The 17400-nt window shown below is 66.4% G+C and carries 17 protein-coding genes; 14 read left to right on the plus strand and 3 right to left on the minus strand.

Annotated features, from left to right (window positions below; genetic code table 11):
- Positions 1–4 precede the first annotated feature (4 nt).
- On the plus strand, positions 5–2188 hold the full coding sequence (locus tag PVW46_RS03840) for an OmpA family protein (protein WP_069208021.1): 2184 nt from the start codon (positions 5–7) through the stop codon (positions 2186–2188).
- Between the two features lie 9 nt (positions 2189–2197).
- Here PVW46_RS03840 and PVW46_RS03845 read toward each other — a convergent pair whose 3' ends face one another.
- Entirely contained in the window at positions 2198–3406 is a 1209-nt protein-coding gene (locus PVW46_RS03845; protein ID WP_274574755.1) for a TIGR03862 family flavoprotein, read from the minus strand.
- Complete coding sequence (locus tag PVW46_RS03850) at positions 3403–4752, minus strand: mechanosensitive ion channel family protein (RefSeq protein WP_052244505.1); 1350 nt, start codon at positions 4750–4752, stop codon at positions 3403–3405. The genes PVW46_RS03845 and PVW46_RS03850 overlap by 4 nt, the downstream gene beginning before the upstream one ends.
- Positions 4753–4822: 70 nt before the next feature.
- On the opposite strand from PVW46_RS03850, the gene PVW46_RS03855 reads away from it, so the two are divergent.
- The gene (locus tag PVW46_RS03855) at positions 4823–5125 is read left to right on the plus strand and encodes an HNH endonuclease family protein (protein WP_083242147.1); all 303 of its coding nucleotides are present in this window, start codon (positions 4823–4825) and stop codon (positions 5123–5125) included.
- A gap of 61 nt (positions 5126–5186) precedes the next feature.
- A complete protein-coding gene (gene ybgC, locus PVW46_RS03860; RefSeq protein WP_043142109.1) occupies positions 5187–5573 on the plus strand; it encodes a tol-pal system-associated acyl-CoA thioesterase in 387 nt (128 codons plus the stop codon).
- Positions 5574–5579: 6 nt separating this feature from the next.
- Here the strand turns inward: ybgC and PVW46_RS03865 are convergent, their stop codons facing one another.
- A complete protein-coding gene (locus tag PVW46_RS03865; protein WP_069208022.1) occupies positions 5580–6284 on the minus strand; it encodes an SDR family NAD(P)-dependent oxidoreductase in 705 nt (234 codons plus the stop codon).
- 212 nt (positions 6285–6496) lie between these two features.
- Between PVW46_RS03865 and tolQ the strand changes: the two genes are divergently transcribed.
- The 11 genes from tolQ to PVW46_RS03920 all read left to right on the plus strand — a co-directional run.
- Positions 6497–7192 (plus strand): protein TolQ, encoded by a 696-nt coding sequence (gene tolQ, locus PVW46_RS03870; protein ID WP_043142103.1) that lies wholly within the window; start codon positions 6497–6499, stop codon positions 7190–7192.
- A 3-nt stretch (positions 7193–7195) separates the two neighbouring features.
- On the plus strand, positions 7196–7672 hold the full coding sequence (gene tolR, locus PVW46_RS03875; RefSeq protein ID WP_043142100.1) for a protein TolR: 477 nt from the start codon (positions 7196–7198) through the stop codon (positions 7670–7672).
- Positions 7673–7679: 7 nt separating this feature from the next.
- Positions 7680–8885: a cell envelope integrity protein TolA gene (tolA, locus tag PVW46_RS03880; RefSeq protein ID WP_043142572.1), complete on the plus strand. Its 1206-nt coding sequence runs from the start codon at positions 7680–7682 to the stop codon at positions 8883–8885.
- 511 nt (positions 8886–9396) lie between these two features.
- Complete coding sequence (gene tolB / locus PVW46_RS03885; protein WP_043142096.1) at positions 9397–10722, plus strand: Tol-Pal system beta propeller repeat protein TolB; 1326 nt, start codon at positions 9397–9399, stop codon at positions 10720–10722.
- Positions 10723–10789: 67 nt separating this feature from the next.
- A complete protein-coding gene (gene pal / locus PVW46_RS03890; protein WP_069208023.1) occupies positions 10790–11305 on the plus strand; it encodes a peptidoglycan-associated lipoprotein Pal in 516 nt (171 codons plus the stop codon).
- 3 nt (positions 11306–11308) lie between these two features.
- Entirely contained in the window at positions 11309–12139 is an 831-nt protein-coding gene (locus PVW46_RS03895) for a tetratricopeptide repeat protein (protein WP_069208024.1), read from the plus strand.
- On the plus strand, positions 12126–13388 hold the full coding sequence (gene tilS / locus PVW46_RS03900; RefSeq protein ID WP_274574767.1) for a tRNA lysidine(34) synthetase TilS: 1263 nt from the start codon (positions 12126–12128) through the stop codon (positions 13386–13388). The genes PVW46_RS03895 and tilS overlap by 14 nt, the downstream gene beginning before the upstream one ends.
- 78 nt (positions 13389–13466) lie before the next feature.
- Complete coding sequence (gene ftsH, locus PVW46_RS03905; protein WP_043142086.1) at positions 13467–15386, plus strand: ATP-dependent zinc metalloprotease FtsH; 1920 nt, start codon at positions 13467–13469, stop codon at positions 15384–15386.
- Complete coding sequence (locus PVW46_RS03910; RefSeq protein WP_083242149.1) at positions 15383–16201, plus strand: methyltransferase domain-containing protein; 819 nt, start codon at positions 15383–15385, stop codon at positions 16199–16201. The genes ftsH and PVW46_RS03910 overlap by 4 nt, the downstream gene beginning before the upstream one ends.
- A gap of 10 nt (positions 16202–16211) precedes the next feature.
- Entirely contained in the window at positions 16212–16799 is a 588-nt protein-coding gene (locus PVW46_RS03915) for an MOSC domain-containing protein (RefSeq protein WP_069208025.1), read from the plus strand.
- A 281-nt stretch (positions 16800–17080) separates the two neighbouring features.
- On the plus strand, positions 17081–17400 hold a 320-nt coding region (locus PVW46_RS03920; protein ID WP_274574771.1), incomplete at its 3' end, for a formate--tetrahydrofolate ligase.

Genomic DNA, 17400 nt, shown 5'->3' on the forward strand with positions numbered 1-17400 from the left:
TCCGATGACGGCCAAGGCGCTTGTCGAAGCCATCGGCGCGCTGGTCATATTCCTGACCCTGGCGGGGCTTGGGCTGTTCCAGGTGCCCAGCGACGAGCCGACCATCGAGGCCGGGCTGCGCGCGCAGGCGACGGCGCTTTTGGCCGAGTATCCCGATCCGCCTGCGTTGACGGTTCAGGGACGGGTGATCACGGTCGAAGGGCTGGTCCAGAGCAACGCGGACCGGCGCGCCATTGAACGCGCGCTGCGCGGTATCGACGGTGTCGAAGAGGTGCGTGCCCGCCTGGAGGTTCTGCCTCGGGTCGGACGCTTCACCTATGGCCTGCGCAAGGACGACAAGGGGGTGCGGCTGAACGGTCATGTCACTGCAGCCACCACCGCCGAGGCGCTGGGGCGGATCAATGGCGCACCGGTCACGGACCTTCAGGTGGCACGCGGTGCGCCAATTGCCGACTGGGACAAGGCGCTGCTGGTGCTTTCCGAAAGTGCGGCCTTGCTGGACCGGGCAGAGGTCACTGTCTCCGGAACAAGTGGCACGATCAGGGGAGAGGCGCTCTGGCCTGCCGAGGCGCGGGCAGTGGCGGCGCGGCTCGACACGCTGCCCAAGGGCCTGTCGATCAAGCGGGAGATTGGCGTGCGTGACGATGGCGCGCCTTTCCTTCTGGTGGCCGAGCGTCACCCGCGCCGCGGCGTGTCGCTGCGGGGAAAACTGCCGCCGGGCCTGAACGTACAGGTCCTGACGGGCGCGTTTGACCGCGTGCAGGACAATGCGCTGGTCAACGGGCCGGTCGATCCCGAGCTGCCGGACCTCGGGCCGGCCATGATCGGCGCGGTCAAGGTCCTGGGCGCGGCGGAACAAGGGGTGGCGCTGGTGACGCCCGGTGCCGTGGTGCTGACGACCTTGAGCGGGGGGCCGGAGATGGACAAGGCCCTGGCGGCCCTGCGCGCGGCCCTGCCGGCCAGCTACCGCCTGGACGTGTCGCAACTGCCCGAGGCGCTGCCGCAACCTTTCTGGCTACAGCTTGACCGGGTGAACGGTGCGGTCTCCGCCAGCGGGGTTCTGCCGGACGGCATCCCGTCCGAGGGTGTGGCCAAGGCACTGGGCGCCGACGTCTCGCGCCTGTCGCAGTCGCCTTACCCGGACACGCTTGGCTGGGCTGCCAGCATTGCGGCGGTACAGGAGGCCTTTGCCGAGGTGATCGAGGGGAAGCTCCTGCTGGAGGAGGCCTCCATCACGCTGGACGCGGTTCTTGCCGATCCAGACAGTGCCGCAAGGGTCGAGACGCTGCTTGCGGCCTTGCCGCAAGGCGCTGACCTGCGCAGCCGTGTCGAGTTGCAGGACGATGGCCGCGATCCGGATGCGACCCTGATCTATCATCCCGAGACCGGACTGTCGCTTGGCGGTGTATTGCCCGTCGATCTGGATGCGGCCACGATTGCCGGGCTGTTGGGGCTGCCGCCTGTCGGTGGCGCCTTGCAGCAGGATAGGGATACCGCGCTGCCGGGCGCCGCGCCCTTGTTGAGGGCCGTCGAACCCTGGCTGGGAGAGGCGGAAACACTGACCATCGCGCTTGCGCTGAGGCAGCTCTCTGTCGAGGCTGTCCTCTCTCCCGGCGTCGACCTGGAGCAGATCGAGGCGGCGACCCGCGCGGCTCTGGGACCGAATGACAGCCTGACGCTGTCGTTGCTGCAAGACTACCCGCCCGCCGACACGCGGCGGCAGAACATCGCCCTGGGGGCGGAGCAGGTTTTTCTGGCGGGCTATTGGCTGCCGCTGCTGGAGTTCGCGCCCTCGGTGGCCGAATGCGCCCGCCAGAGCCGCCTGGCCGAAAGCGATGAACCGGTGCGGTTTCTCTCGGGAGAGACACGGCTGGACGCGCGGTCGATCCGGGGCGTGAACGCGCTTTCGGCGGTGGCACGGGTCTGCGTGGGGCAGGGCGGGCTGACCCTGCGCGTCGAGGGGCATACGGACAATTTCGGTGCCGAGGGCGTCAACCGGATGCTGAGCCGCCTGCGGGCCGAAGTCGTGGCGAAAGAGATTGCCAAGCGTGGGGTGCCTGTCGCCGCGATGGAGGTGCTGGGCTATGGTCCTGACCGGCCGGTGGCCGACAATGCCACGCCGGAGGGGCGGGCGCTGAACCGTCGCATCTCGCTGGCCTGGTCAACGCCGGGTCAGTCGATCCAGTAAGGCGCCGCCTCAACGATCCCGATTGCGCACAGGTTGCGCGGCCAGCCAGTCCGCCGCGTGGCGCCCGGCCCAGAGACCGGTGGCCAGGCAGCCGGTCAGCAGGTAGCCGCCCGTGGGCGCCTCCCAGTCCAGCATCTCGCCGGCGCAGAAAGTGCCGGGCAGGTCACGCAGCATCAACCCGTTGTCCAGCGCCGCGAAAGGGACACCGCCGGCGGTCGAAATCGCCTCGTCCATCGGCCTGGGGGTTGCCCCCTGCAGAACCAGCGACTTGACGATCCTGGCCAGTGCCTGCGGATCATTCGGCAGTGGGCGCGCATATTCCATCATCAAGGCTTGGGCGGCGGCTGTCAGGCCCAAGGCCTTGCGCAGGGCGTTGGCACGGCTTTGCTTGCCCCGCGGACGGGACAGCCGTGCCGTCAGCGAGGCGAGATCCATGTCCGGCTTCAGGTCGATCTGCAGGGTGTGGCCGGTCCGTAGCGCAGGTGTCAGCGGATAGATGCCTCCACCTTCCAATCCGCGGGCCGAGATCACCACCTCGCCCCGGCTGGTCATGTCCCCGGCGGTGAGCGCGATGTTTTTCAGCGGTTCGCCGAAGTGCCGTTTCATGTGATCGGACCAGTCCACCGCCAGCCCGACATTGGAGGGCGCAAAGGGCGTGACCGGCAGGTCGGCTTGCAGGAAATGCCCGGCCCAGACCCCGTCCGAGCCCAGCCGCGCCCAACTGGCACCGCCGAGGGCCAGAACGGTGATGTCGGGATATTCGGTCCGTGGCCCCTCGGGCGTGTCGAAACACAGCCCGCCGTCCGTGTCCCAGCCCACCCAGCGCCAGCGGGTCCGCACCTCCAGCCCCAGGGCATCCAGCCGGGCCAGCCAGGCGCGCAGCAGGGGAGAGGCTTTCATGACCTCGGGAAACAGCCGCAGGGTCGATCCGGTAAAGGTCTTCTGGCCCAGTCCCTCGGCCCAGGCCGCGACCTCGCCGGGGCCAAAGGCGCCAATCATCGGCGCGAGGTGCGGCGCCGCCGCGCCATAGGCGGCCAGAAAACGGCCCGGTTCTTCCATCCTGGTCAGGTTCAGCCCCGACTTGCCGGCCATCAGCAGCTTGCGTGCCAACGAGGGTTTGGCCTCGACCAGGGTCACCAACCGGCCTGCGCTCAGCAGGGCGTCGGCGGCCATAAGCCCGGCAGGCCCTCCGCCGATCACAAGCGCCTGCCCCGTCACGCCTCCTGCGCCTCGGGCGCGGGGCTTTCGGTCGGGTGCTGCAATTCGATGACACGATGTGGGTAGGGGATCTCGATGTCGTGGTCCTTGAGCGCGTTCCAGATCAGGAACAACACGTCAGAGGTATATTTGTTCGCCCCGTCGTCGATCCCGTTGACCCAGAATTCGACCGCGAAATCCACGCCTGAATCGCCAAAGCCGCGCAGCTCGCAATCCGGAGGATAAGGCGTGTCCAGCACGCCGGGATGCTTGGCCACCGCTGCCTCGACGATGTCGGGGACCAGGTTGATGTCGGTCTTGTAGCTGACCGAAAACGGCGCCTCGTAGCGGTTGGCGCTGCCCTGGTCGGAATAGTTGATGACGCGGGTGGTGATGAAATCCTCGTTCGGGACGACGATCCAACGGCCATCGTAGGTTTCCAGGATCATCGCCCGAGCGGTTGTCTTGACGATGGTCCCGGCCTCGCCGCTGTCCAGTTCGACATAATCGCCCACCGTGGCCTGCCCTTCCAGCAGCAGGATGATGCCCGAGATGTAATTCGAGGCGATCTTTTGCAGGCCGAGGCCAAGGCCCACGCCGATGGCACCGCCCAGAACCGCCAGCGAGGTCAGGGGGATGCCGACGATGTTCATGAGCAGCAGGAAGGCCAGGCCGAAGATGCTGAACTCGGCGGCCTTGGCGGCCAGCTGCCGGGTGGCGGGGCGCATGTCCTCCTGCTTGTGGATATAAGCGCCGGTCTGGTCGTTGGACCAGCGGCCCAGCCAGAACAGGATCGACCCGGCGATGATGCCCCGGATCACCGACATCAAGGTGAACTCGATGTTGCCCAGGCTGACCGTCAACTCGTTCAGGCGTTCCGTGGCCACGTCCAGCAGGCCGACGGCATAAAGCGCCATGACCGGCAGCAGGATCATCCGTCCCAGCACCTTGAGGAAGCCGTCCTGCACGATCTCGCGCACAAGGATACGCGCGGCGAGAAGCAGGAACACGCGCTTGCCGAAGGCGATCACCGCGCCCGAGTTGAAGATCGCCCTGGTCAGGCTCTCGCCGATGCCGGTAAAGGCCCAGGCCAGGAGGGGCAACAGCAGCGGCACGAAGATCAGCAGGAACCGCCGTGTCGAGGCCAGCAGGGACTGGCGAGAGGCCTCTGGCGTCAGGACGCGGGTCAGCCAGGGCCGCAGCCGGCGGGTCAGCAGCCAGGCCAGCAGAAAGGCGGCGGCCAGCAGCCCGAACTGTGACCAGGCGGCGGGCGAGACCAGCCATTCATGGGCGATCTCCCAACCCTGCAGGACATAGGCATAGGCCTGCTGCACGATCTCGGGCTGGTTGGTCAGGTCGAAATCCATTTGGCTTGATCCTTGGCGTCGTCGTCACATTCTCTTGCCCAATGCCAGTACCGGCCACAAGGGGAGCGATTTGGAACAGGGATCAGAACCGATTTGTCCGTTGTGCCTGCGCCGCATTCCGCCGGAGGCCCGGCAGAGCCTGCACCACCTCGTGCCAAGGCTGAAGGGCGGCAAGGGCGGGCCGGTCGTCCTGTTGCACCAGATCTGTCACAGCGAGATCCACGCCCGGTTCACCGAGGCCGAGCTGGCGCGCGATCTGAACACGGTCGAAAAACTGCGCGCGCATCCCGACATGGCGAAATTCCTCGCCTGGGTCGCCAAGCGGCCGCCGACCTTTCACAGCCGCAGCGCCGGTGGACGGCGCAAGCGCTGAGACGGGGTTGCCCGTGCCGGGTGCCGCGCCTAGGGTCGCGCTGCCAGGAAGGAGCCCGCCCATGCATCGTTTCCCGATCCGCGTCTACTATGAAGACACCGACATGGCGGGGATCGTCTACCACGCCAACTACCTGAAATTCATCGAACGTGCGCGCAGCGACTGGGTCAAGCAGCAGGGCCTGGACCAGAACGCCATGCGCGAGGAGGAGGGTATCGTCTTTGTCGTGCGGCGGATCGAGGCGGATTACCTGATGACCGCGAAATACGACGATGCGCTTGAGGTGCGGACAGCGGTCAAGAGCATGACCGGCGTGCGCCTGGTGATGTCGCAAGAGGTCGTGCGGGGCGAAGAGGTGATCTTTCGGGCCGAGGTGACGGCGGTCTGTGTCACGCGTGAAGGCCAGCCGGCGCGCTTGCCTGTGGCGTTGCGTCGGCAGGTGCACTGAGCCGTCCTACCAGGTTTCGCCGAAAGGGCGCAGGTCGATTTCGAAGGTCCAGGCCGAGCGGTCCTGTCGGGCAAGCATCAAAGCGGTGGCGGCGATCCTGTCGGGCTGGATGAAGAAATCGTCCGGTTTCCCCTTGGCAAAATCCGACCGTGTATCGGCGGTATCTATGACCCCGTCGATCAGGATATAGGCCACATGCACTCCCTTTGGGCCCAGCTGCTTGGCCAGTGACTGCGCAAGGACGCGTTGCGCCGCCTTGGTCGGGGCAAAGGCCGTGGTCCAGTCGCGCCCGCGCAGCGCTGCGGTGGCGCCGGAAACGATGATCGTGCCCGAGCCGCGTGCCGCCATTTTGCGGCCCAGCGTACGGGCGGCGGTATAAAGCCCAAGCGTCCCGACCCGCCAGCTTTGCTCGAACTGGTTTTCGTCCAGATCGTCGAGCGTGCCGAACATGGCGAGATCGGCATTGTAGATCAGCACATCGGGTGGACCGTGGTCGCGGGTTGCGTCGTCCAGGGCCTGCGTCAGCACCGTGGGATCGGCGGCGTCGCAAGCTAAGGCCGAGACCGTGGCGCCGGGCTGGGCGCGTCCCTCGAACCGCGCGCCTGACCGGCTGAGCAGGGCGAGATTATGGCCCGCTTCCATGAAGCATTGGGCATAGGCTGCGCCAAGGCCCGGTCCGTGCCCGATAATGAGGCAGAGCGGGCGGGGCATGAGACCTCCTGATTGGATCTGATCCCGACTGTAACACTTTCGGCAGCCAAGCCAAATCGAACTCTCGGGGGCTTGTGCCCGGCATGGAACCGCCCATTTGCATGTGCAGAGGCGGTACAGTGCCAATGTGTTGGCCTTTCCCCTGCAAATCGGGTAGAAATCGCTGTAATCAGAGCCCCGGCCACAGGGGCCGACAGGAAATGAGCAGGTCTATGGAAGCAGGAACGCTTGCCCTCGCCTCGGAGATCGATTTCTCCTTCTGGGGTCTTTTCATGCGCGCGACGCTGACGGTCAAACTCGTCATGCTGTTGCTGATGGTCGCCTCGGTCTGGGCCTGGGCGATCATCATCGAGAAATTCGTCAGCTACCGCCGTGCCCGGCGTGAGGCGACGCGGTTCGACCGGGCCTTCTGGTCCGGGGAACCTCTGGACGAGCTGTTCGAACAGCTTGGCCCGGAACCTTCGGGGCGGTCGGAACGCGTCTTTGCCGCGGGGATGATGGAATGGCGCCGCAGCCACCGCGAGGACGGCGGGCTGATCGCCAATGCGCAAAGCCGGATCGACAGGTCGATGGATGTCGCCATCCAGAAAGAGGCGGACCAATTGCAGAGGGGGCTGCCGGTGCTGGCCACCGTCGGGTCTACCGCGCCCTTCATCGGGTTGTTCGGCACCGTCTTCGGGATCATGCATTCCTTTATCCAGATTGCCGAACAGCAGAATACATCGCTGGTGGTGGTCGCGCCCGGTATCGCCGAAGCGCTGCTGGCCACGGGCTTGGGCCTTTTGGCAGCCATTCCGGCGGTTGTCTTCTACAACAAGTTCTCTGCCGACGCGGACCGGATCGTGGGCAACTACGAGGCTTTCGCCGACGAATTCGCCACCATCCTCTCGCGCCAGCTGGATTCCTGAGCGATGGGGGCAGGGGTCGTCAAATCCGGAGGCGGCAAGCGGCGGCGCGGATCGCGCAGGAGCCGGGCACAGCCGATGGCCGAAATCAACGTGACGCCCTTCGTGGACGTCATGCTGGTGCTGCTGATCATCTTCATGGTGGCGGCGCCCCTGCTGACTGTGGGTGTGCCGGTAGAGTTGCCCAAGACGGCGGCGCAGGCGCTGCCCAGCGATCCGCAGGAACCCTTGACCGTGACGCTGTCGGCAGATGGCAAGGTCCTGATCCAGAACACCGAGATCGCCCGCGACGAGTTGGTGAACCGGCTGCGGGCCATCGCGGCGGAACGCTCGGACGACCGGGTCTACCTGCGCGCGGACGGGTCGGTGACCTATTCGGACGTGGCCCAGATCATGGGGGCGTTGAACGCCGGCGGGTTTTCGTCGATCGGTCTGGTGACGGATGTGGGCGGCCCGGCGCTTGACGGGCCCGACGGCGGCTGAGGCGCGGATGAACCGCTATTTCTACATATCCGGCGGGGCACATGCCCTGCTGTTTGCCTGGCTGCTGCTGGGTGACGTGTTCTCGGCGGAACCGCCGGACATGCAGGTATCGGACGTGACCGTGCTGAGCGAAGAGGATTTCGCCCTGCTGACGGCGCCGCCGGTCCCTGACCCTGTGCCGGAAGCGGAAACGCCCGTCGCACCGCCGCCGGAGCCAGAGCCTGAACCTGCGCCAGAACCCGAGCCGGCCCCGGCGCCGGAGCCGGCTCCCGTGCCGGAGCCCGAACCCGAACCCCAACCGGTGCCTGAACCCCAGCCCGTGCCGCAGCCCGAACCTGAACCCGTGCCCGAACCCCAGCCGGTTCCGGAACCCGATCCCGTGCCAGCCCCGACGCCGCTGCCGGATCCCGAACCCGTTCCGGCGCCGATCGCGCCGCAGCCAGCCCCGGTGCCCACAACGCGTGCGCCCAGTGCATCGTTGCGGCCACAGGCACGCCCGGCAGACCGCGTGGCCAGCGAACCCGTGGCGCCGCCCGATCCGAACACCGAACGCGACGAAGAGCGTGTCGAGGCGGTGGACCCCGAGGCAGACGCACCCGAGGTCGTCGAGGAAGAGCGCGTGCCGACCGCGCCGCCGGAAACCGCGACAGAGATCGTGCCCGAGGGCGGCCCGCGTTTCGCGCCGACGGAATCGCTGCGTCCTCAGGCGCGCACGCCTCGCGTCGCGCAGGCGGCGACACCCCGTCCCGATCCCGCCCCCGATGCGACCCCGGAACCCTCCGGCACGCCGGACCCGGAGCCTTCGGCGCCGGACTTGCCGGACGTCAACGCCGATATCACCTCGGCGCTGGCGGATGCCCTGTCGGCTGCGCCGCCCGATGTTCCCGCCGGTCCCCCCATGACACGGGGCGAACGCGAGGCACTGCGGCTGGCGGTGCAGGCCTGCTGGATCGTCGACAACGGCTCCGAGGCGTCGAACGTCACGGTGACGGTCGGGATGGAACTCGATCAGGACGGGCGAGTCGTGCCCGGCAGCCTGCGCATGGTTGGCGCCTCTGACGGCAGTGCCGCGGCGGTGCAGACTGCTTTCCAGGCAGCGCGGCGCGCGGTCCTGCGCTGCGAAAAGGGGGGATATGACCTGCCCGCCGAGAAATACGAGCAGTGGAAAGAGATCGAGATGACATTCAATCCCGACCAGATGAGGTTGCGGTGAGGGGCACGGCGGCTCTGGCGGTCCTGTGCCTGATGGCCGCGCCCGGTACGGTCTTGGCGCAATCCTACGCCGCAGAGTTCGCGCAGGCGGTTGAGCGCTGCTGGGTGATCGACGTGAACAGCGAGGCCGCGGACATCGGGGTAACGCTGGCGTTTTCGATGCTGCCGGACGACCGGATCCAGCCGGACAGCGTGCATCTGGTCCGTGCCTCATCCGGCAGCAAGGCCGCCCATCGACAGGGCCTTTCAATCCGGACGCCGTGTGGTTCTGCGGTGCCAGTGGGGCGGGGGCTACGACCTGCCCGCCTCGGATTACGCGCGCTGGAAGGTGGTCGAGATGACCTTCGATCCTCACGAGTTGCGCCTTGAATGAGCGATTTCCTGCGCAAATTCCCCCTCTGCGACCCGGTATTGCCGGTTTTGCGGCGGGGGAAATCAGGATAGGTTAACGCAGAGCGGGCACAGACCCGCCACATCCGGTCCGAGCAGTGCCCGAAGGAGGGTTTTCCGAGATGATCGCACGTCTAGCCGCCCTGGTCCTTGCCTGTGCCACGGCATTCCTGCCTGTGGCCGTCCAGGCCCAGTCCGGTCCCTTGCGCATCGAGATCACCGAAGGTGTGATCGAACCCTTGCCCTACGCGGTGCCCGATTTCGTTGCCGAAACCCAGGCTGCGGAACAGTTCGCGGCCGAGATCAGCCGCGTCGTCGCCGCCGACCTGACCGGCACCGGCCTGTTCCGCGAGATCCCGCGCGACGCGCATATCGCCCGCGTCAGCAGCTTTGGCGCGCCGGTCCAGTTCGCCGACTGGAAGGCGATCAACGCGCAGGCGCTGATCACCGGTTCCGTTTCCGCCGATGCCTCTGGCCGCGTGGTGGTCAAGTTCCGGGTGTGGGACGTCTTTGCCGGCCAGGAGTTGGGACAGGGGATGCAATTTGCCTCTGACGCCAGCGGCTGGCGCCGGCTGGCACACAAGGTGGCCGATCAGGTCTACAGCCGGCTGACCGGCGAGACGCCCTATTTCGACAGCCGCGTGGTCTTTGTCTCGGAAACCGGACCCAAGGACGCACGCCAGAAACGTCTGGCGATCATGGATTACGACGGCGCCAACGTGCAGTACCTGACCGACGACTCTTCGCTGGTGCTGGCGCCGCGCTTTTCGCCCAATGGCGGGCGGGTCCTCTACACCAGCTATGAGACCGGCTTTCCGCGCATCCACGTGCTGACCGTGGGCGACGTGGCCAGCCAGATCCTGCAGGTGGGAGAAGGCGTGATGAGCTTTGCGCCGCGGTTCTCCCCGGACGGGCGGATGGTCGTCTATTCGCTGACCCAGGGATCGAACACCGACATCTTCGCGATGGACCTGGCGAGCGGGGCGACACGGCGGCTGACCTCTGCACCCTCGATCGAGACGGCGCCGAGCTTTTCGCCCGATGGCCAGCGCATCGTCTTTGAAAGCGACCGCTCCGGCACACAGCAACTCTATGTCATGCCGGCGATGGGCGGAGAGGCGCAGCGGATCAGTTTCGGCGACGGACGCTACGGCACCCCGGTCTGGAGCCCGCGTGGCGACCGCATCGCCTTTACCAAGCAGAACGCAGGCCGGTTCCACATCGGCGTGATGCGCACTGACGGCGGCGAGGAGCGCCTGCTGACCGCCTCTTTCCTGGATGAAGGCCCGACCTGGGCCCCCAACGGCCGCGTTATCATGTTCTCGCGCGAGACGCAGGGCGCGCAGGGCTCGTCGGCGCTGTACTCGGTCGATATCTCGGGGCGCAACCTGAAACGGGTGCGCACCCCGGCGGGCGCCTCGGACCCCAGCTGGGGCCCGCTGCAATAAGACGTCATTTCCCATATATTGCGCCCTGTGATAGACAGGCCGCAATGACAAGAGCAGGACCTGATCCATGAAACATCTCACCAAGGCCATCCTGATCGGCGCGGCGCTGGCCACCGCGGCCTGTACCAACCCGTCGCGGTTCGGTGGCGACGACGCTTCGCGTGGGGCGGGCGGTCCGGGCACCTATGCGCCGGGCAGCGTCGACGATCCGGCTTCGCCGGCCTATTTCTCGGCCCGTGTCGGGGACCGGGTGCTGTTCGCGGTCGACCAGTCGACCCTGTCGGCGGAGGCGCGCGTGGTGCTGGACGGTCAGGCCAAGTGGCTGATGGACAACCCCGACTACCTGGCCATCATCGAGGGCCATGCGGATGAGCAGGGCACGCGGGAATACAACCTTGCGCTGGGCGCCCGCCGTGCCAACGCGGTGATGGAATACCTGGTGGCCAAGGGCATCCCGCAAAGCCGTCTGAAATTCGTCAGCTATGGCAAGGAACGCCCGCTCGAGATCTGCTCGGAAGAGGCCTGCTATGCCAAGAATCGCCGCGCCGTGACCGTGATCTCGGTCAGCAGCCTGACAGGGTAAGACATGCTGCGCGCGGTGGTGTTCGGTGCCTGCCTGCTGGCAGGCGGTATGGCGGCGGCCCAGCAGGGCGAAACGCTGGCCGACGTCAAGCAGGACCTTGCCGTCCTGACGGTCGAATTGCGCAAGCTGCGGGCTGAGCTGAACACCACGGGGGCGCCCTCTGTCGCGGTTGGCGGGTCCGCGCTGGACCGGATCACCGCGATCGAGAGCGAGCTGCAGCGCTTGACTGCCAAAACCGAGGAGCTGGAGTTCCGTATCGGGCAGGTTGTCAGGGACGGCACGAACCGTATCGGCGACCTGAAGTTCCGCATCTGCGAGCTGGAACCCGACTGTGATATTGGCCGCCTGAGCGAGACGGACCCCTTGGGCGGTGATGTCGGCCCGGCGCCGGTCGCGGCGCAGCCCGCGCCGCCCCCGGCCACGGATGCGCTGCCCTTCGACGGAGAACTGGCGATCAGCGAAGAGGCGGATTTCCGTGCCGCACTAGAGGCCCTGGACGAGGGCGATTACGCAGGCGCCGAGATGCTCTTTGCCCAGTTCCGCGAAACCTACCCGATGGGACCGCTGGAACCTGCGGCCCTGATCGGCGAGGGCCGCGCGCTGGAGGCGCAGGGGGACACGCGCGAGGCCGCGCGACGCTACCTGTCGGCCTATTCGGGCTTTCCGGATGCCAAGGTCGCGCCCGAGGCGCTGTGGCGCCTGGGCGACGCGCTTGGGGCGCTGGGGTCGGTAAGCGAGGCCTGCATCACCTTGGGCGAGGTCGCGTTGCGCTATCCCGGTTCGGACGCGGTGTCCCGCGCGACCGCCAGCCGCCAGAGCCTTGGGTGCCAGTAAGACGGTGAGCCTCGACCAGCGGTTTGCCGAGGCGATGGGCCAGTTGCTTGGCCCGAATTTCCCTTCTGAAATCGGCTTGGCCGTCTCTGGGGGCGGCGACAGCATGGCGATGCTGACGCTTGCGCATAACTGGAGCCATGTCTGGGGTGTGCGCCTTCGCGTGGTGACGGTGGACCACGGGCTGCGGCCCGAATCCGCGGATGAGGCGGCGATGGTAGCCCGGGAATGTGCGGAGCTTGGCTGGCCCCATACAACGCTGCGCTGGCACTGGGACGGCACCGGCAACAAGATGGACGCGGCGCGGCGTGGTCGGCTGGCGCTGATCGACGCATGGCGCGGATCCCTGTCCCACGTGCTGATGGCCCACACGCGTGACGACGTGGCCGAGACATTCCTGATGCGCCTGGCGCGTGGCTCTGGCGTGGACGGCCTGTCGGCCATGTCGGCCCGGCGCCATGTGGGCGGCATGCAGATCCTGCGTCCTTGCCTGGAGATGGGCCGCACCGAGTTGCGCCATTACCTGACGGTCCTCAAAGGGCGCTGGGTCGAGGATCCGTCGAATGATGATCCGGCCTATGGGCGGGTGCGGATGCGGCGCCTGTTGGCGGACTTGCAGGCCGAAGGGCTGGGCGCCGAAACGCTGGCCGACACGGCGGCCCGTCTGCGCGATGATCGTTTGGCCCTTGCCATGCGCGCCGCGACGATCTGGGACGGGGTTGGCACACAGACCGGCTGGGGCGGGCTGACGCTGGCGCCGGATTGGCACGAACAGGTCGAACCGGCCACGCAGCGGCGCCTGCTGTCGGCCATGCTGCGCTTTGTGTCCGGCGCCGACTACGCGCCCCGGGCCGAGGCATTGGAAGGGCTGCGTGACCGGCTGGTCAGTGGGGGCGGCGGAACGCTGCACGGCTGTGAGGTGATCCACCACCGGGGCCGGGTGCTGATGTTCCGCGAGGCGGCTGCGGTTGCCGAGGCGACAGCCATCGCCCCGGGTGTCACGTGGGACGGACGGTGGCAGGTCACGACGCCCGACCACGCAGGACGCACGATCCGCGCCCTGGGAGAGGACGGCTGGCGGCAGGTTGCCGAGACGCCGCCATGCGCTCCGCCGTTTCGCGCCGCCTTGTCCCTGCCGTCGATCTGGCAGGATGACACATTGCTGGCCTGCGATGCCCTGGGTGTCGGCCCCGGCAATACTGCGCGCCTGTGCCGCGCCGGGGTGTTCCGCGACTTCCTGCTCTCGCATTGAAGCCGGGGCGCCGATCTCTATGTTACACTGCAACTCGCTGTGCTATGAGCCTGCAAAGCTTACAAAGGAGTTCCCCCCTTGGGTAACGCAAGAAACATCGCCTTCTGGGTCGTTCTGTTCCTCCTGATCCTGGCGCTCTTCAACCTGTTCTCGGGCGGCGGCACCACGCTGCAGAGCCGCGAAGTCGGGTATTCCGATTTCGTCCGCGCGGTCGAGACGCAGAACGTCAGCTCTGTGACCATCGACGGCGAACAGGTGCGCTATCGCACCAACGAGGGGCAGGACTATGTCACCATCAAGCCCGAGGATGCGGAACTGACCAACCTGCTGTTGGACAATAATATTCCGGTCAAGGCCGAGGCACAGGAACAGTCGGGCTTCCAGTCCTTCCTGCTGTCTCTTCTGCCCTTCCTCTTGCTGATCGGTGTCTGGATCTACTTCATGAACCGGATGCAGGGCGGCGGCAAAGGCGGCGCGATGGGCTTTGGCAAGTCCAAGGCCAAGCTGTTGACTGAGAAACATGGCCGCGTGACCTTTGATGATGTGGCGGGCATCGACGAGGCCAAGGAGGAACTTGAAGAGATCGTCGAATTCCTGCGCAACCCGCAGAAATTCAGCCGCCTGGGCGGCAAGATCCCCAAGGGTGCGCTGCTGGTCGGCCCTCCGGGTACTGGTAAAACGCTTCTGGCGCGTGCGATCGCGGGCGAGGCGGGCGTGCCGTTCTTCACCATCTCCGGTTCCGACTTCGTCGAGATGTTCGTCGGGGTGGGCGCCAGCCGTGTCCGCGACATGTTCGAGCAGGCGAAAAAGAACGCGCCCTGTATCGTCTTCATCGACGAAATCGACGCCGTGGGCCGTGCCCGTGGCCAGGGCTATGGCGGTGGCAACGACGAACGTGAACAGACACTCAACCAGTTGCTGGTCGAGATGGACGGTTTCGAGGCGAACGAAGGCGTCATCATCGTGGCCGCCACCAACCGGCGCGATGTTCTGGACCCGGCGCTGCTGCGCCCGGGCCGTTTCGACCGCCAGGTGACGGTGCCGAACCCCGACATCAAGGGCCGCGAAAAGATCCTTGGCGTGCACGCCCGCAAGACCCCGCTGGGCCCGGACGTCGATCTGCGCATCATCGCGCGCGGTACGCCCGGTTTCTCGGGCGCTGACCTTGCCAACCTCGTGAACGAGGCGGCGCTGATGGCGGCGCGTGTCGGTCGCCGTTTCGTGACGATGGAAGACTTCGAGAACGCCAAGGACAAGGTCATGATGGGCGCCGAGCGGCGCAGCATGGTCCTGACCGACGACCAGAAGGAAAAGACCGCCTACCACGAGGCCGGTCACGCGGTGGTCGGGCTGGCCCTGCCGCAATGCGACCCGGTCTACAAGGCGACGATCATCCCGCGCGGCGGCGCGCTGGGCATGGTGGTCAGCCTGCCGGAAATCGACCGTCTGAACTGGCACAAGTCCGAGTGCGAGGAAAAGATGGCGATGACGATGGCCGGCAAGGCCGCCGAGATCATCAAGTACGGCGAGCCCAACGTCTCGAACGGTCCGGCTGGTGACATCCAGCAGGCCAGCGCGCTGGCCCGTGCGATGGTGCTGCGCTGGGGCATGTCCGACAAGGTCGGCAACATCGACTATGCCGAGGCGCACGAGGGCTACCAGGGCAATACCGCGGGTCTGTCGGTGTCGGCGCATACCAAGGAACTGATCGAGGACGAGGTCAAGCGCTTCATCCAGGAAGCCTATGAACGTGCCTACCAGATCCTGACCGACCGCAAGGACGAGTGGGAGCGCCTGGCGAAAGGGCTGCTGGAATACGAAACCCTGACCGGCGAAGAGATCAAGCGCGTGATGCGGGGCGATCCGCCCCATGCGGGCGACGACGACGGCGGCTCAGGCGCGGTCGAGGATAAGCCCTCGCTAACCGCGATCCCCAAGACCAAGCCCAAGTCCAAACCCTCGGGCGACGGCGGACTGGAGCCTGAGCCCTCGGCATGACGACCGGGAAGACAGAAGACGATTGGGACCCCGGGACCTACCACAGGTTCCGGGGTTATCGTTTGCTGCCCGCGCTGGATCTCTTGGCGCGGCTCGGGCCATTGCCGGTGGGCGACGTTGTGGACCTTGGCTGTGGGGCCGGGGACGTGGCGCCCGACCTTCACCTGCGGTTCTGCAAGACGACTGGCGCCAGGCTGATCGGAGTCGACAGTTCTCCGGCGATGCTGGAACAGGCAAGGGGGCAGGGGGTTTATGACCGCTTGGACGAGAGAGACATCGCGGAATGGCGACCGAAAAAGGCGCCTGCACTGATATTCTCCAATGCTGCTCTGCACTGGATCGACGGTCACGAGGCCATCCTGCCCGACCTTGTTGACAGCCTGGTCCCCGGCGGAGTGCTGGCCGTTCAGGTGCCGCATCAGAACAACGCGCCCTCGCACCGGTTGTGGCGCACTCTGGCCGAGGAACTCTGCCCCGGGCAGCTTCAGGACGTGCACCTGCCCGAGGTGTTGAAACCGGCGCAGTATTATCACCTGCTTGAAGGCCTGGGAGAAATCAGCCTCTGGGAGACGGAGTATTTCCAGAAGCTTCCGCCCTGCGATGAAGGGCATCCGGTACGCCGGTTTACAGAGGCGACCTATGCCCGGCCCATCCTGCGGGCCATGCCCGAAACGGCCCGCGCCAGGCTGGTGGCCGCTTATGACGAACTGATTCCCAAGGCCTACCCGTTGTCCGCCGATGGGGGCGCGTTGTTCCCCCTGAGGCGCATGTTCTTTACCCTGACCCGTGAAGGGCGATCCGTTCCCGCCCCCTAGAAAGGCCCCTATGCCCGCGCTCAAACCCACTGATTACACAGCAACCGTCACATGGTTGGGGGTCGTGACGAATGCCGACCGTGTCGAACTGCTGTCCGAACCGCGAGAGCGGCTGGACCTGACCTTTGCCGGCGTGGCGGGATCGTTCCACGGCGGGGCGACGCGGTCTTCCTGTACGCGTGTCAAATCACAGTATCCCAAGGGCACGGAAATCCGGAACGAACGTCAACTGAGCATCATCAGCGCCGAGGAGCTGGCCGAGATCGCCAACCTGATCGGGGTGGAGGCGATTGACCCGGCGCGGCTGGGTGCCTCTATGGTTCTCAGCGGATTGCCGGATTTCAGCTTTGTCCCGCCATCATCCAGGCTGCAGGCGCCTTCGGGGGCGACGCTGACCGTGGACATGCAGAACCGGCCTTGCCAGTTTCCCGCCAAGAGCATCGAGGCAGTGGCACCGGGCAAGGGGCGCGGCTTCAAGCCCGCCGCCGCGGGACGGCGCGGCGTGACCGCCTCTGTCGCCCGAGAGGGCAGTGTGGCGATCGGCGATGTCCTGCGCTTGCACATCCCCGATCAGCGCGCCTGGCAGCCCGAGGGCTGAAGCCGGGCCGATCTTGGCCGAATTCCACGAATTGAGAGCGAAGTTTCCGATACGAAAGTTCGTGTTGCTCTGCGCCCGTGCAGCAGTGATCTATAGGCGCAGCGGGATCACCATCCGCCCCGTCGGAGCCTGGGGTTTCCGATCAGCGGCACATGGCTGCTGACGCGGGCAACCTTCGCCGCAGTTACGCAAGAAAAGGTCGGATTCGCTTTCACAGGCGGTCCGGCACATCGCTATGGCTGGGCCATCGCGAAACCATCCGCAACAGGGACAGCACCAAGATGGCATTCAAGTCCGACATCGAAATCGCCCGCGAGGCCAACAAGAAGCCGATCCAGCAGATCGGGGATGCGCTGAACATTCCGGGTGAGCACCTGCTGCCCTACGGCCATGACAAGGCCAAGATCAGCCAGGCCTTCATCGACAGCGTCCAGGAGCGCCCCGATGGCAAGCTGATCCTCGTCACCGCCATCAACCCGACGCCGGCGGGTGAAGGCAAGACCACCACCACGGTCGGTCTGGGCGACGGCCTGAACAAGATCGGCAAGAAGGCGATGATCTGCATTCGCGAGGCCTCGCTTGGCCCGAACTTCGGGATGAA

It is taken from the genome of Mameliella sp. AT18, assembly GCF_028807275.1.
Classification (GTDB): domain Bacteria; phylum Pseudomonadota; class Alphaproteobacteria; order Rhodobacterales; family Rhodobacteraceae; genus Antarctobacter; species Antarctobacter albus.